Source organism: Pedobacter africanus (assembly GCF_900176535.1).
Lineage (GTDB): Bacteria > Bacteroidota > Bacteroidia > Sphingobacteriales > Sphingobacteriaceae > Pedobacter > Pedobacter africanus.
The window spans coordinates 2744158-2759136 of record NZ_FWXT01000001.1 but is presented as its reverse complement, the minus strand read 5'-3'; the positions used below and the strand labels follow the sequence as shown (position 1 = coordinate 2759136).

The following is a 14979-nucleotide window of genomic DNA, read 5'->3' as shown; positions in this document are numbered from 1 at the left end:
GCATGAATTCCATTCTGTTTGTACTTATTCCGGTATTTATAATTGTTGTCTATTTTATACTAAGGGGCAATAAGTCAGGACAGGGGCCCATAAACAACCTTACTGAAGAGGAACGGAACCTTTTGGCACACCATGTTCACTATTACCAGCAACTCAACACAACAGCCCAGCAACGCTTTGAGCATAAGATAGCGGCATTTTTAGCCTATGTACGCATTGAAGGTGTGGGCATCCCCATTGAAGCCCTCGACAGGCTACTCGTTGCCTCCAGCGCCATTATTCCTGTATTTGGCTTCGAAGAAGACTGGCAATATAAAAACCTGTCGAGCGTGCTGTTGTATCCCGATACATTTAATAGCGATTTTCAGTTTGAAGGCAAGGAGCGGAGTATTTTAGGGATGGTAGGCGATGGATATATGAACGGACAAATGATCCTCTCCAAATCGGCATTACACCTGGGTTTTTCCAATATGGCCGATAAGGAGAATACCGCCATCCATGAGTTCGTTCACTTACTGGACAAGTCTGACGGTGCAACAGATGGTGTACCCGACAATTTAATGAAGCATGAGTATACCCTTCCCTGGGTAAAAATGATCCACAAGGAAATGCAGCGTATTGAAAAGGGAAAGTCGGACATTAACCCCTACGCCATTACCAACGAAGCAGAATTCTTTGCCGTAGTGTCTGAATACTTTTTTGAAAAGCCCGGACAGTTAAAAGAAAAACACCCCGAGCTTTATCATATCCTATCAGAAACCTTTTTACAGGATCCGGCAAAGCAGTAAATTACAGGCTGCCTAGCAAAGCCACATTAAACTCTGTTGGTATTTCGATATGTGGAATATGACCGCATCCGTCAAATTCGATGATCTTGGCTCCCGGAATTTTCGCGGCAGTTTGTTTCCCTAAAAACCGGTACTGCCCATACAGTGCTTGCTGATCGGGACTCAGCAAGCCTTTTCCTACTATCGTTTTATCTTCTTTACCTATAAACAAAACGGCAGGCACCTTAATGTTAATGAACTCGTACACTACAGGCTGCTCGTAAATCATGGTATAAGTCATGGCCGCAACCTTTGCCCAGCGCGGGAAATCGGCACTATTGGTTACACCTCCTGCTATGCGCACCAGTTCCTCGTACTCTGGTTTCCACAAGGTGAAATAAGAAGTTTGATAATACTTACGTATGCTCTCTGCTGTCGACTTCAATTCGGTTTTATATTGCTCATCAGTACTCACATAAGGAACAAAGCGACGGTAATCTTCCAGGCCGATCGGATTTTCAAGCAGCAGTTTTTCGGTTTGATCGGGATACATCAGCGCAAAACGCGTAGCCAGCATTCCGCCCATAGAGTGACCTAAAATACTGGCCCTTTGGATGCTCAGAGCGTCCAGCAAAGCTTTGTTCCAGGCAGCCATCTGGTGAAAACTGTAATGTATAAATGGCTTAGACGATTTACCAAAGCCGATCTGGTCAGGCACAATTACCCTGAACCCTCTGCTGGTTAAAGACCTGATTACCCCTGTCCAGTAATAGCCCCCAAAGTTCTTCCCATGAAAAAGAACTACAGTACGTCCATTAGCCAGTTGTGTAGGCGCAATATCCATATACGCCATGCGTAAATCCTGGCCTTCTGCAACTATAGGGAAATATTTTACAGGGTATGCGTATTTAACGTTTTCTAATGTAATGGACAGGGTATCTACCTGTTGTGCACTTGCCGTAAAAGCAAGCCCGCAAAGCATTAAAATGGAGAATGATATTTTTTTTAACATAGGTTTTTTCTGAAAGAACAATAAGTGTTAGCGAAAGTTCTAAACATAAGCATTATTATAACTCCCCGGAAATTTAAAGGAAAAAGAATAGCCTGAACAATATGCCCAGGCTATTTTATTAAGGGTTTTACTGACTATAAAAACGGTACACTGATGCCAAAGGTTATATTCCGGCCCGGATTGTAAATATTTACAGGCTTATACCTGCTCAGGTGATTGTAATACTGCTTATCCAGTAGGTTTTGCCCCGTTATCCAAAGGTTCAGCTTACCCCTTTTGGTATTGATGCTTGTCCCGATTCCGGCATCCAGCAAGGTATAACCATCGGTCTGTGTTTCAAAACTATCAAAGCGGGCTTGTTTAAAGGTATTGTTTACCCCAACCTTAATGTAGCTGTCTGCAAACCCTTTAATATTGGGCTCAAACCTGATCTCATTGTTAATGGTTGCTGCCGGAATAAAAGGCAGCGCCGTATCATTGGCGCGGTTAACACCCCGGGTATAGGCAAAAGAGTTTTCAAAATGCAATGATTTCACCAGGTGAAAATCTACCGAGGCCTCGCCCCCAATTAAATCTGCATTGGTTTGTACATAACGGTATACCGGTAGTGTTCCCATGCTACCATCCTCGTTCTCAAAAGGCATGGTTTCGTTGTTAAAGTTGCCCGGGTATATGTAATTAAAGATGCGGTTTGCATAAGCGTTTAAGCCAAAGCTTACATTTTCTGCATTGTACTCCAGGCCCAGATCAAACTGCAGACTGGTTTCCTGTTTTAGCTTGTTGTTACCGATCTCGTACCTGAAAGTTCCTTCATGTCGGCCATTTGCCCCGAGCTCGGCAATATTCGGCGCCCTGAAGCCCGATCCTGCATTCCCTTTAAGCACCAGGTTTTTCGCAATCTCAAAGGCAAGGCCTATTGATCCTGATACATTGGAAAATTCATTACTGAAACCTGAAAACACCTGTTCCCCTTCAAAATTCAGGTCTTTCCCGTTCACCTTTTTATAATCGTACCGCGCACCTATATTGATCGCGCCCTGCTCAAAATTTCTCTTCAAGTAAGCAAATGCACCAATGTTATTGCTGCTGTAATCGGGGATCAGAAACTCATCTCCCTTATTCACATTGTCTTGGTACATGCCCTGCAGGCCAAAAGCAGGTTCCCATTTTCCTATATTCGGGAGGTAATATTTTACATCATAAGTATAGGATTTGAGGTTCAGGTTCAAACCCGGCTCGCTTATACTTTCTTCAAATTCCTTTCTGATGTTGTTCTGAAAGGCAAAAATGGTTTTCAGCTGGCCCTTACCTAAAATAAAATTGCTGTTTAAAGCAGCACGGTAGTGATTGATATCCTGATAAGGCAATCCCAGCCTCCGCTCCTTTGCTGCCGCATTTGAGATAAGCTCCCCATCTTCATTTAAATAGTTGCCATTTTCATCAGGCCCGTCTTCTACCAGACCGATATTGGTATGAAAACGGGAGAAACTTAGGTGAGAATAGCCCCAGCTCTTGTTCAGGCCCAGCATCCCGTTAAAATTCAGTTCATTGAAACCAGAATTGGGCACTGTGGTGTCCTTATACCTAAAGCCGTAGGCATTTTTGTAAGATGCACGGCCACGATATACAAAACCATTTTCATTCCCCTGCAGCATTAGGGAAGAAGCGGTAAGGCCATTATTGGTGCTGTAGTTACTGGTAAACTCTCCATTGTGTACCCCCGGAGCAGGAACCAGGTCATCAATTACATTGATCACCCCGCCTAAGGCATCCGAACCGTACAGTAAACTTGCCGGTCCCTTTAAAATTTCTATCCTTGCTGCCGAAAACTGGTCAACCTCTATTCCGTGCTCATCCCCCCATTGCTGGGCTTCTTCACGGGCGCCGTCAACCATGGTCAAGACCCGGTTATAACCTAAGCCACGGATAACAGGCTTGGAGATTGCCCCACCCGTACTTACCTGAGCAACACCAGGTATTTTGGCAATCGCGTCCATTAAGTTGGTACTCCCTGCCTGCGCCAGTTTCGTTTTGCCCACCGTCACGACCGATAAACTACTCGTCTTGTTGCTGGAACTAAAGGGTGAGCCTGTAATCACCACCTCGGCGCTTTCAATAATTGATGGGGTTAGGGAAATGGACAAGCCATTTTGACTGCCGAGGTCAACCACTGAAGAATAGGTTCTGTAACCCACATAACGGACTTCCAGCAGGAATTTTCCTTTTGCAGGCACATTCTTTAAAACAAATTCACCTTGTGCATTGGTTGTGGTAATGGCCTTTAAATCTGTAATGTAAATGGTTGCCCCCACCAGCGGGCTCTGGTCTGAAGCATCAACAACCTTGCCCCTGAACTGGGCCATATCGGTTGCAAAGCCGCTCAATGTAAAAAATGAGCACAATAATGTATATAGTAAAAGATAGGTCTTTTTCATTTATCTGTTATTTTACTGCAGGGCCATAGCATAGCGATGCAGGTTTATGAAATGTAGGGTATGGATAAAAATAAGGCAGCAGACTGCCTGTTAAGAGGTACCTAAACTACAGGGGGGCCTCTGAGAGAAAGGCCGATCAGTTCAACATAAGTACCACTCAGTACGGTATAATACGGCCTGGCATGCGTATAAGTGGTGTAGGTGGGAAAATACTGCTGTGCTTTCAGGTAATTCTTTTCAAAATGGACCTTACATACCAGACAATCGTCATTGTGATTGCTGACGTGCAATTTATGCTTACAGTTTTTCTGATGACCTGTACAAGAGGTTTCCTCGTGTTTGTGGTTATGAAAAGCACCAAAAGGAGTAAGTGCTATGGCAAATACCCATAACAGCAAAATCGACAGGTGCCGATGAATATGCTGGTGCTTCTTTTTCAATTGGAGCCAAAATTAATCAATTCTGTGATTATTCCGGCATCCGGACTTGAGAACATGGCGCTAATATGACTTCAGGCGAGGTTGTTTAAAAAAAATAAAAATTAGATAAACAAATCATTCTACTTAATATATTTGCAACTCAAACTGGTCGAATTGAAAAAAAATACCACAACATACAAAAAGATACTTGTCATTGAGGACAATCATGCCATTCTTGATGTGATCACCCTGATCCTGCAAAGCGAATCGTATAAAGTAACCGGCCTGAATAAAAGTGCAGATATGATGACCCATATTGACCAGATGAAACCTGATCTGGTGATCCTGGACATCATGCTTCCAGACGGTGATGGAAGGGATTTGTTAAAGGAGATCAGAACAAATTCATCCACAGCGCATATCCCCGTGTTGCTGATATCGGCAAAATATACAGCAGAAAATATACAACATGGAGAATACAAACCAAATGGCTTCCTGCCGAAACCATTTGATATAGATGAATTACTGGACCGGATTGAAGGTATACTGGCCGGCAAAACCTATTAGCGCTTTAACAGGTCTATTATAGCTATCGTTGTAAGCTTTTGTTGTTTGCCGCTCTGCATGTCTTTTAAAGTAAGTAATCCCGTCTGCATTTCATCACTTCCAATTAAGATAACGAATGGGATACCCTTGTCATCTGCATAGCTCATTTGTTTTTTCAGCTTTGCTGAAGAAGGATACAACTCTGTGGCAATGCTGGCATTGCGCAGCTGCTGCAGTATCGGTAATGCATATCTTTCGGCATCCTGATCGAAGTTGCTGATCAGGACCTTTGTTCCTGCTGCTGCAGATTCAGGGAAAAGGTTGAGTTCCTGCAAAACATCGTAAATCCTGTCTGCGCCGAAAGAAATTCCCGCACCTGTTAAGCCCTTCAGCCCAAACATTCCAGTAAGGTCATCATAACGACCGCCACCGCCTATACTTCCCATTGCTACCTCATTGGTTTTCACCTCAAATATACAGCCCGTATAATAGTTCAATCCCCTTGCCAGTGTGATGTCCAGTTCCAGGTCTGGCTTCGGTGCCTCAGGCATAAGCATTCCAGCTAAATATTCAAAAACCTGTTCTATCTCTTCTATTCCTTTAAGGCCTGTGGCTGATGCGGACAACACCGCCCGGAGGCTGTTTAACTTCTCGGTATTGGAACCTTCCAGCAAAATAACCGGCTTTAACTGCTCAATATCCGCTTCAGTAAAGCCACGCTCCAGGAGTTCTTTGATCACGCCCTCCAAACCAATTTTATCCAGCTTGTCAATGGCAACAGTCATATCAACAATCAGTTCGGGTTTACCCACCACCTCCGCAATTCCGGAAAGGATCTTGCGGTTGTTGATTTTTATAGTAAAGTCTTTAAGACCAAGGTTACTCAATGCTTCCTGGTAGATCAATACAAATTCTGCCTCGTTTAACAGGCTGTCTGAGCCCACCACATCAACATCACATTGATAAAACTCGCGGTAACGCCCCTTCTGCGGGCGGTCTGCACGCCATACAGGCTGCACCTGGAAACGTTTGAAGGGGAGGGCAATGTCGTTCTGGTGCATCACAACATACCGGGCAAAGGGCACTGTGAGGTCATAGCGCAACGCTTTTTCACTGATGGATGAGGTGATGGCATTTGAATTGGCCTGGGCCATCTGCTCTGGTTTCACCTTGGAAAGGAAATCACCGCTGTTCAGGATTTTAAATATAAGTTTATCACCCTCATCACCGTATTTTCCGGTTAGTGTTGCCAGGTTTTCCATTGCCGGGGTCTGTATTTCGGCATAACCATATTTTTTAAATACCGTTTTAATGGTATCAAAAATATAATTGCGTTTCACCATTTCCTGTGGTGAAAAATCTCGGGTTCCTTTTGCTAAAGAGGGTTTGATGTTTGACATAGGCGCAAAAGTACAAAACTAACAGGCATAAAAAAAGGCTGCCTGCTTTAATGGGCAGACAACCTTTATATTATTTAATGCGCTCTTTAAGCGCTCTTAATGCTGATGTTAAGCCAGCAGCCTGATTGGCTCTTCCAGCAATCCTTTTAATGTTTGCAGGAATGCAGCGCCAGTAGCGCCATCAACCACACGGTGGTCACAGCCTAAAGTCAGCTTCATTACATTACCGGGTACAACGGCTCCGTTTTTAACAACAGGAACCTGTTGGATCGCACCTACAGAAAGGATCGCGCCGTCAGGGGAATTGATGATAGAAGTAAATTCATCAATACCAAACATACCCAGGTTAGAAACGGTAAAGGTAGAACCCTCCCAATCTGATGGCTGCAGTTTTTTGGCTTTTGCTTTCTGTCCGTATTCTTTAACCTCGGCAGAGATATGAGATAAGGATTTGCCATCTGCAAAACGAACCACAGGAACCAGTAAGCCATCTTCCACCGCCATCGCTACGCCGATATTGGTGTGCTCGTTGAAACGGATCTTATCACCACCCCATGAAGAATTCACCGCAGGGTGTTGTTTTAAGGCAACAGCCACCGCTTTGATTACGATATCATTGAAAGAAACCTTAACCGGAGCAACCGCATTAATTGCCGTACGGGCAGTCATTGCATTGTCCATATCTATACTGATGGTCAGGTAAAAATGCGGAGCAGTGAACAAGCTCTCTGCTAAACGCTTAGCAATCACTTTACGCATCTGCGACACTGGTTTCTCGGTAAATTTCTCTTCACCCACATACTGAGGGATTACCGGTGCAGCTTTTTCTGCAGCAGGGGCAGATGAAGATACTGCGACCGGAGCTGCGGTAGCAGGTTTGAAGTTCTCTATGTCTTTTTTAATGATACGACCACCATCGGCACTTCCGGCAACCTGTGAAAGATCGATTCCTTTATCTTTCGCGATGCGTTTGGCCAATGGAGATGCTTTTACCCTTTCGCCGTTTCCAGACGAAACAGCTGCAGCTTCTTTTGCTTCAGGAGCTTTTTCTGCCACAGGGGCATCAGACTTCGCATCAGCAACTGGTTTGGCAGGAACATCTCCTTGCGCCAGGATACCACTGATGTCTGTTCCTTCAGGTCCTACAATGGCGATGATCCCATTTACTTTTGCCGCAGCCCCTTTTTCCACACCAATGTGCAGTAAAGTTCCGCTGGCATAGCCCATTACCTCCATGGTTGCCTTATCGGTTTCCACATCGGCCAGGATATCATCGTCTTTAACTTTATCGCCAACTTTTTTATGCCATTCCGCAATTACGCCTTCAGTCATGGTATCGCTAAGCAAAGGCATACGGATTACCGTAACACCTTTTGCTGCCAGCTCAGCTTCAGACAATCCGCCTTTGGCTTCCTCAGCAGGTGCATCATTTTTTTCCGCTGCAGGGGCTGCTTCGGCAGTCTTGTTATCAGCTGCAGGGGCTGCTGCACCTTCTGCGTCCAAAGCAGCTTTATAATCTTCGCCCTCTTTACCGATAACAGCAATAACTGCATCAACAGGAACGGCCTTACCTTCTTCTACACCAATGTACAATACGGTACCATCCCAATAGGATTCTAAATCCATGGTCGCCTTATCGGTTTCCACTTCGGCCATTACATCGCCGCTCTTTACTTTATCGCCAACTTTTTTATGCCACTTAGCCATCACCCCTTCGGTCATGGTATCGCTCATTTTGGGCATTCTAACTATTTCAGCCATGCTATATATCTATTGAAATGCGTTCTTAATTAATCTTTTACATAAGGATAATCCTGCTGCACGTATACATCAGTATACAATTCTGAGGCATCCGGGAATGGAGATTCTTCAGCAAATTTTACAGACTCATCAACAATCTGCTTTACTTTATTTTCAATTTCCTCGATCCAGGCCTGATCAGCATATTTTTCCTTAAGGATTACCTCTCTCACCAGTTCAATCGGATCTTTAGCCTTATATTCTTCCAGCTCGTCTTTGGTACGGTACTTGGCAGGGTCAGACATAGAATGTCCACGGTAACGGTAAGTTCTCATTTCCAGGAAAGTTGGTCCTTCTCCGTTCCTGGCACGCTGTGCTGCCTCATCCATTGCGTTGTGTACTGCAACCGGGTCCATACCATCTACAGGGGCACATGGCATATCAAAACCTAAACCAATTTTATAAATATCAGTCATGTTGGTGGTACGTTCTACCGAAGTACCCATGGCATAACCGTTGTTTTCGCAAACGAAAATAACCGGGAGTTTCCACAGCATGGCCATGTTGAAAGCTTCGTTTAAAGCTCCCTGGCGTACGGCACCGTCTCCCATGTAGCAAACGTTTACATTTTTAGTGCCTTTATATTTTTCAGCAAATGCAATACCTGCACCCAAAGGGATCTGCCCCCCTACAATACCATGCCCGCCATAAAAATTGAATTCTTTGCTGAACATGTGCATCGAACCGCCTTTACCTTTTGAACAGCCAGTTACCTTACCGTACATTTCGGCCATGATGCTGTTTGCACTTACACCTTTTGCCAATGCATGAGCGTGATCACGGTAAGCAGTAATCATCGTATCTTCAGGCTGAAGCGCGGAAATCGCTCCGGCTACTACAGCTTCCTGACCGATGTATAAATGACAAAAACCACGGATTTTTTGTTGTCCATAAAGTTGACCGGTTTTTTCTTCGAACTTGCGCATCAGCAACATCGACTCAAACCACTTCAGATAGGTATCTTTATTTATTTCTACTGCACTCATTTTGGGGTGTTGATTTTTTTTACGAGAGCAAATCTACTTTTTTATTGCAATATATAGAAGTAAATGATGTAAAATGCACACTAAGGAAGCTTATTTTACCCCATCTATCAGAAGTGCTAACAAGGTCAATATTAGTGCATATAGACATCCTGACAAATTTTAAGCAAACAGATCCCCGATAAACCATCATAAAGTTGCTTCTAATTTAGAACCAGCCGAAACTTATATGGTGCAAAAAAATAAAGCATTATGCCAAAATTGTTAATAACTTTCACATTTAGAAACAATACATTTGGATAACATTTGTAAAATACATAGTTTTGACAGCCTGACAATAAGCCCTAGTGGTGTACGTTTAAGTGTAAGTGATTAATACCCAAACTTAACAGTATAACATGATTAAAAAGTTTTTGTTTTCTTCCCTCATTGGTTTGTGCAGTTTAACAGCTGTAAATGCGCAAACAAAAACAAAAGAGACCAATAAATTAGCAGACCCCGACAACTTAGCATCCCAATATTTCTCACAGGTTATGGGCGTTGCGGTAGATGCAACCTCCAATGTTAAATTATACAAATTCATCTACGAATGGATTGGAACCCCTTACCGGTTCGGAGGAAATACTCAGAAAGGAATTGACTGTTCGGCTTTTACCAAAGCCATTTACGATAAAGTTTTCAACACTACCATATTACGTAACTCCCGTGATATTTTCAGCATGGTAGACCCGCTACCAAAAGACGAACTGAAAGAAGGCGACCTCGTATTTTTTAAAATCAAAAGCAGGAGCATCACACATATCGGAATTTACCTGGGCGATAACCGCTTTGCCCATGCCTCTTCCAGTCGAGGTGTAGTAATCAGCAATTTAAACGAGCCTTATTATTCAAGATATTTTTACAAGGGTGGTCGGATATTAGACGGTGTTAAGGAAGACCTGATCCAGGAATAGACCATTGAAACTTTCAGCAATAGCCCTGCTTAGTGTAAAAATTGCACTGATTGCCCTAAGCTGCTCCAATAATACCGCCAGTGTACCCAAAAAGGTTCAGATTGACACGCCAGTAATTCCTAAAAAAGATACATTAGCTATTGTTGCCGTTGGTGATATCATGATCGGCTCTGCCTATCCAACAAAATCAAATCTACCTCCTGATGATGCAGTCCATAGTTTTAAAGCAGTGGACAGCCTGTTGCAAGGTGATATTGTTTTTGGCAACCTGGAGGGCTGTCTGCTCGACAATGGCAAGTCTACCAAATGCAAAGACCCGAACAGCAACAGCTGTTTCGCTTTCAGGATGCCAGAACGGTACGCAGGCATCATCAAAAAAGCCGGGTTTAACCTGTTGAGCATCGCCAACAACCATGTGGGCGATTTCGGGCTCAAAGGCCGAAGCCGCACCGCAGCGATTCTGGATTCCCTGGAAATTCCATATGCCGGGCTACAATCCCATCCCTATGCCATTTTTGAAAAAGATAGTATTAAGTATGCTTTCTGTGCCTTCGCACCAAACGAAAATACCGTTTCCATTAACCAGACAGACAGTGCCATACAACTGGTACGACGCCTGAAAGCACAGGCCGATATTGTGATCGTTTCTTTCCATGGGGGTGCCGAAGGCGCCAAAGCTGAGCACGTTTTAAAACGTAAGGAAATATTTTATGGTGAGAACAGGGGTAATGTATATGCCTTTGCCCATGCCGTAGTAGATGCCGGGGCAGACATAGTGCTTGGACATGGCCCGCATGTCACCAGGGCGGTGGAAGTATACAGGAACAAGTTTATCGCTTACAGCCTCGGCAACTTTTGTACCTATGGTATGTTTAGCCTTAAAGGTCCTAATGGCATAGCACCATTACTTCAATTAAAAATAAACGCCAAAGGTGATTTTCTGTATGCCGATGTGGTATCTGTAAAACAGGACAAAGTTAACCGCCTGACTTTAGATGAAAACCAGGGGGCATTTAAGAAGATCAAATCGCTAACCAATGCCGATTTCCCGGGTCACCGGCTAAAATTCTCCGGATCAGGCCGTATTGAATTAATGGATTAAGACTCGTCTTTTGTATTCTTGACCAAACCTATTCCTGAAACGAAAAAAATAAGCCCTATGATCCCGGCAACAATCAATTCCCGGCTCTGCATACTATGATTAATAAATCCATACCCTGCATAAATAAGCCCTATTATGCCTAAAATAGTTAATATGGTACCAAATGTTCTTTTTACATTCATAACGTTTAAAATTTAGTTCACTATCCATATACAACATCCGTGCCTGCATGTAATGTTCAGTTCCAGAAACAAAAACCGCTTATCATTCAGATTTGTTCGTATCTTGAATAAATTATTCATCATTTAAAAACGACTTATGAATTACTCGCTTTACATTTTTCTCTTTGTAGCTTTTATTGTCCTGATCAGCTCATTTGTTACCGTAAAACAAGGGACAATTGCTGTAATTACCATCTTCGGAAAATACAGGAGGCTATTGCGCCCGGGATTGAGCTTAAAAATCCCCCTGATCGAAAACATCCATTCCAGGATCTCTATACAGAACAGATCGGTAGAATTGTCCTTTCAGGCGGTTACACAAGACCAGGCCAATGTTTATTTTAAAGCCATGCTGCTTTATTCTGTCATCAACCATGACGAAGAAACCATCAAAAACGTAGCTTTTAAGTTTGTGGACTCCAACAACCTGATGCAGGCCCTGATCCGCACCATAGAAGGCTCTATCCGGGCCTATGTAGCTACACAAAAACAGGCGAATGTACTTGCCCAGCGGAACGAAATTGTAGAACACGTAAAGCAGCAGATAGACCAGGTACTGGAAAGCTGGGGGTATCACCTGCAGGACCTGCAGCTGAACGACATTACCTTTGATGAAGAGATCATGCGCTCGATGAGCAGGGTAGTGGCCTCCAACAACTTGAAGGCCGCGGCAGAAAACGAAGGCCAGGCCCTGTTGATCACCAAGACCAAAGGTGCCGAAGCCGATGGGAATGCCATTAAAATTGCAGCCGCAGCAGAACGCGAGGCTGCACAGTTACGCGGACAGGGTATTGCCCTCTTCCGGGCTGAGGTTGCACATGGTATGACCAAAGCGGCCCAGGAAATGGAAGAAGCCAATCTGGATATCTCGGTTATTCTCTTCACAATGTGGACGGAATCCATCAAACAATTTGCAGAAAACAGCGAAGGCAATGTCATCTTCCTGGATGGTTCCACAGAAGGTATGAACCGTACGATGAAAGAAATGATGGCCATGCAAATACAGAAAGCCACCCAGGATAAATCTGGGAAATAACTGCCACTAATGTAAAAAAGGCTCCTGACACATTGTGCCAGGAGCCTTTTTGTTGAAATACTTTAGGTGAGCTTATTTCAAAGGAGTTTGGTTCTTTACCAGGCCTTTCCCCGCAGGATCAGTCATTTGCATAAAGTCGGCCATGATCCTCAGACTCTCATCCTGTACAAAATCAAAGCTCTCTTCTTTCTTTATCTTATCTCCCTTTTTAACGGCAGGCAGACCTCTTGAAGCCCTTAATGAGTTGATTTTAGCCAGGTTTTTCGCCTCAAGGCTGTCTCTTTCCTGTTTTAATTTTACTTCATTTAAAGAAACCGAAACTTCTTTATCGCTTTTATTCAGCTCTGCAATGTCCTGCTCCATTACTTTATAATCCAGCGATTTGGCCATCCGTTGTTTATGCAGCGCTATCAGACCTGGCTTAAGCGGCGCAAGGTTCGCCACCGGTGTAAAATTAGAGGCTTTTACTTCATCCCATGGCAAAGCGGAAGGCTCTGTATCTTCACCAATCTTGTCCATTGGGTATAAAGAAGGGAATTCAATATCAGGCATTACCCCTTTATGCTGGGTACTGCTACCAGTTACACGATAAAACTTCGCCATCGTTAAATTGATCTGGCCAAGCTGGATTCCTTCTTTTTCAGTTTTTATCACACTACCGGTTTTACCAACAAGTGCAGCAAGCCTTTGAATGATGGAAGGATTAACCAGCTTATTCATGTCAATCGAGGATTGTACCGTTCCTTTTCCATAGGTTTGTGTGCCCATGATGATTCCTCTTCCATAGTCCTGAATAGCACCTGCAAAGATTTCAGATGCAGAAGCACTCAGTCTGTCAACCATAACACCAAAAGGCCCGGCCCAGGCTACACCTGGATTGTTGTCTTCGCTCACTTCTACCCCGTTCCTAAGATCCTTAACCTGCACAACCGGCCCTTTATTGATAAATAAGCCTGTTAAATCAATCGCCTCAACCAAAGAACCACCTCCATTTGCACGTAAGTCCATTACAATGGCATCTACTTTATCGCGGTTTTTTAAGGTATCAATCAATAACCTTACATCACGTGTAGTGCTTTTATAGTTGGGGTCACCGGCATTTGCCGCTTTGAAATCGGCATAGAATGCAGGCACAGTAATGATTCCGATCTTATAAGGCTTGCCGTTTGACTGTATGGTTTGTACCTTCTTTTTGGCAGACTGGTCTTCCATTACAATTTTTTCCCTTACCAATTCAATAATTACCGGTTTGGCCGACATTTCCATTCCCGCAGGAATAATTTTAAGCCTTACTTTGGTTCCCTTAGGGCCTTTAATCTTAGCCACAGAACTTTCTATCCTCCAGCCAATAATGTCTTCAAATTCTCCGGCACCCTGCGCAACTGCAACGATCCTGTCGCCCGCACTCAGTAGCTTGCTCTTAAAGGCAGGTCCTCCGGGAATCACTTCAGCAATTTTAAGCACCTCGTTTTCCAGTTGCAGCCTGGCACCAATCCCTTCAAAAGAACGGGCCATATCTTCGTTAAACTGCTGGGCATTGGTTGGGTTAAAATAATTGGTGTGCGGATCAATGGTTTCGGTAAAAGCATCCATGATTGTCTGGAAAACATCCTGGTTGTTCAGCTTAGACGACTGGGATTTCAGCGCCTCATATCGTTTTGTCAGAGTTTCTACGTTCTTGGCTTCCGGTGTCCCTGCAATTTTTAAGTTTACCAGCTCATATTTTACCCTTTTTCTCCAAAGGTCATCCAATGCAGCCTTAGAACTGGTCCATGGCATCTTTTCCCTGTCAAATACATAGGTTTCATTCTGGGTGTAATTCTGCTTCGCTTTAATCTCTGTAAAAGCATAGGTCAGAAATTCGTTATAACGTTTCAGGTAAACATTAAAAATATAAAATGGTGCACTCAGGTCTCCATTGCGGAAATCATCATCAAGTGAATACCTGAACTTCTCAAACTCTTTTATATCAGAAGCCAGAAAATAGTACTTATAAGGGTCCAGATCTTTGATGTACTTATCCAGTACCAGTGAAGAAATGGAATCGTTAATTTTAATTTTCTTGTAGTTATAATTCTCTATCAACCCCACAATTTCCTTACATACCAGTGCTTGCTTTTCATCAGGCACAATGTTGCTTACACCTTGAACCAGGGGCTGTGTTTTAGGGGCAGCGTGGCAGGCAAGAACGGCGGCAGTAAAGGTTACCAGTAATATCTTCTTCAACATCTCTTTAACATTTTTAAAATCCATTTTTATATTTCGCACTAATATGATACCAATTTCAGAAATAAACAGAAAAGAG

The 14979-nt window shown here is 43.6% G+C and carries 13 protein-coding genes; 5 read left to right on the top strand and 8 right to left on the bottom strand.

The genetic code is table 11. The features are described 5' to 3' along the window. The first annotated feature begins 2 nt into the window (after positions 1-2). Positions 3-788 carry a M90 family metallopeptidase gene (locus tag B9A91_RS11560; RefSeq protein ID WP_084238632.1) on the top strand — a complete coding sequence of 262 codons (786 nt, stop codon included), beginning with the start codon at positions 3-5 and terminating at the stop codon, positions 786-788. Position 789: 1 nt separating this feature from the next. On the opposite strand, the gene B9A91_RS11555 is transcribed toward B9A91_RS11560, so the two are convergent. The 3 genes from B9A91_RS11555 to B9A91_RS11545 form a co-directional block, all read right to left on the bottom strand. Further along, positions 790-1779: an alpha/beta fold hydrolase gene (locus tag B9A91_RS11555; RefSeq protein ID WP_084238630.1), complete on the bottom strand. Its 990-nt coding sequence runs from the start codon at positions 1777-1779 to the stop codon at positions 790-792. A gap of 134 nt (positions 1780-1913) precedes the next feature. Beyond that, the gene (locus B9A91_RS11550) at positions 1914-4214 is read right to left on the bottom strand and encodes a TonB-dependent receptor (protein WP_084238628.1); all 2301 of its coding nucleotides are present in this window, start codon (positions 4212-4214) and stop codon (positions 1914-1916) included. Positions 4215-4315: 101 nt separating this feature from the next. Next, positions 4316-4654, bottom strand: coding sequence for a hypothetical protein (locus B9A91_RS11545; protein WP_084238625.1), 339 nt, complete (start codon positions 4652-4654; stop codon positions 4316-4318). Positions 4655-4807: 153 nt separating this feature from the next. Here B9A91_RS11545 and B9A91_RS11540 point away from each other — a divergent pair, with 153 nt between their 5' ends. After that, positions 4808-5200, top strand: a complete 393-nt coding sequence (locus B9A91_RS11540; RefSeq protein WP_084238623.1) for a response regulator transcription factor — start codon at positions 4808-4810, stop codon at positions 5198-5200. On the opposite strand, the gene hisS is transcribed toward B9A91_RS11540, so the two are convergent. From hisS to pdhA, 3 genes are all read right to left on the bottom strand, one after another. Then, on the bottom strand, positions 5197-6579 hold the full coding sequence (gene hisS, locus B9A91_RS11535; protein ID WP_084238620.1) for a histidine--tRNA ligase: 1383 nt from the start codon (positions 6577-6579) through the stop codon (positions 5197-5199). The genes B9A91_RS11540 and hisS overlap by 4 nt on opposite strands. Positions 6580-6687: 108 nt before the next feature. Next, positions 6688-8340 carry a pyruvate dehydrogenase complex dihydrolipoamide acetyltransferase gene (locus B9A91_RS11530; RefSeq protein WP_084238617.1) on the bottom strand — a complete coding sequence of 551 codons (1653 nt, stop codon included), beginning with the start codon at positions 8338-8340 and terminating at the stop codon, positions 6688-6690. A gap of 29 nt (positions 8341-8369) precedes the next feature. After that, entirely contained in the window at positions 8370-9365 is a 996-nt protein-coding gene (gene pdhA, locus B9A91_RS11525; protein ID WP_084238615.1) for a pyruvate dehydrogenase (acetyl-transferring) E1 component subunit alpha, read from the bottom strand. 395 nt (positions 9366-9760) lie between these two features. Between pdhA and B9A91_RS11520 the strand changes: the two genes are divergently transcribed. Both B9A91_RS11520 and B9A91_RS11515 read left to right on the top strand, forming a co-directional pair. Then, a complete protein-coding gene (locus B9A91_RS11520) occupies positions 9761-10315 on the top strand; it encodes a C40 family peptidase (RefSeq protein ID WP_084238613.1) in 555 nt (184 codons plus the stop codon). A 4-nt stretch (positions 10316-10319) separates the two neighbouring features. Continuing rightward, the gene (locus B9A91_RS11515) at positions 10320-11417 is read left to right on the top strand and encodes a CapA family protein (RefSeq protein ID WP_084238610.1); all 1098 of its coding nucleotides are present in this window, start codon (positions 10320-10322) and stop codon (positions 11415-11417) included. Here B9A91_RS11515 and B9A91_RS11510 read toward each other — a convergent pair. Continuing rightward, positions 11414-11599 (bottom strand): hypothetical protein, encoded by a 186-nt coding sequence (locus B9A91_RS11510; protein WP_084238608.1) that lies wholly within the window; start codon positions 11597-11599, stop codon positions 11414-11416. The genes B9A91_RS11515 and B9A91_RS11510 overlap by 4 nt on opposite strands. A gap of 136 nt (positions 11600-11735) precedes the next feature. On the opposite strand from B9A91_RS11510, the gene B9A91_RS11505 reads away from it, so the two are divergent. Then, a complete protein-coding gene (locus B9A91_RS11505; protein ID WP_084238606.1) occupies positions 11736-12674 on the top strand; it encodes an SPFH domain-containing protein in 939 nt (312 codons plus the stop codon). Between the two features lie 72 nt (positions 12675-12746). On the opposite strand, the gene B9A91_RS11500 is transcribed toward B9A91_RS11505, so the two are convergent. Continuing rightward, a complete protein-coding gene (locus tag B9A91_RS11500) occupies positions 12747-14927 on the bottom strand; it encodes a carboxy terminal-processing peptidase (RefSeq protein WP_084238605.1) in 2181 nt (726 codons plus the stop codon). Between the last annotated feature and the right edge of the window lie 52 nt (positions 14928-14979).

Bases quoted from the DNA above. Each gene is read 5' to 3' on its own strand.
- B9A91_RS11530 (WP_084238617.1), bottom strand. From the start codon at position 8,340: ATGGCTGAAATAGTTAGAATGCCCAAAATGAGCGATACCATGACCGAA.
- B9A91_RS11550 (WP_084238628.1), bottom strand. From the start codon at position 4,214: ATGAAAAAGACCTATCTTTTACTATATACATTATTGTGCTCATTTTTT.
- B9A91_RS11505 (WP_084238606.1), top strand. From the start codon at position 11,736: ATGAATTACTCGCTTTACATTTTTCTCTTTGTAGCTTTTATTGTCCTG.
- B9A91_RS11520 (WP_084238613.1), top strand. From the start codon at position 9,761: ATGATTAAAAAGTTTTTGTTTTCTTCCCTCATTGGTTTGTGCAGTTTA.
- B9A91_RS11560 (WP_084238632.1), top strand. From the start codon at position 3: ATGAATTCCATTCTGTTTGTACTTATTCCGGTATTTATAATTGTTGTC.
- B9A91_RS11500 (WP_084238605.1), bottom strand. From the start codon at position 14,927: ATGGATTTTAAAAATGTTAAAGAGATGTTGAAGAAGATATTACTGGTA.
- B9A91_RS11510 (WP_084238608.1), bottom strand. From the start codon at position 11,599: ATGAATGTAAAAAGAACATTTGGTACCATATTAACTATTTTAGGCATA.
- B9A91_RS11555 (WP_084238630.1), bottom strand. From the start codon at position 1,779: ATGTTAAAAAAAATATCATTCTCCATTTTAATGCTTTGCGGGCTTGCT.
- hisS (WP_084238620.1), bottom strand. From the start codon at position 6,579: ATGTCAAACATCAAACCCTCTTTAGCAAAAGGAACCCGAGATTTTTCA.
- pdhA (WP_084238615.1), bottom strand. From the start codon at position 9,365: ATGAGTGCAGTAGAAATAAATAAAGATACCTATCTGAAGTGGTTTGAG.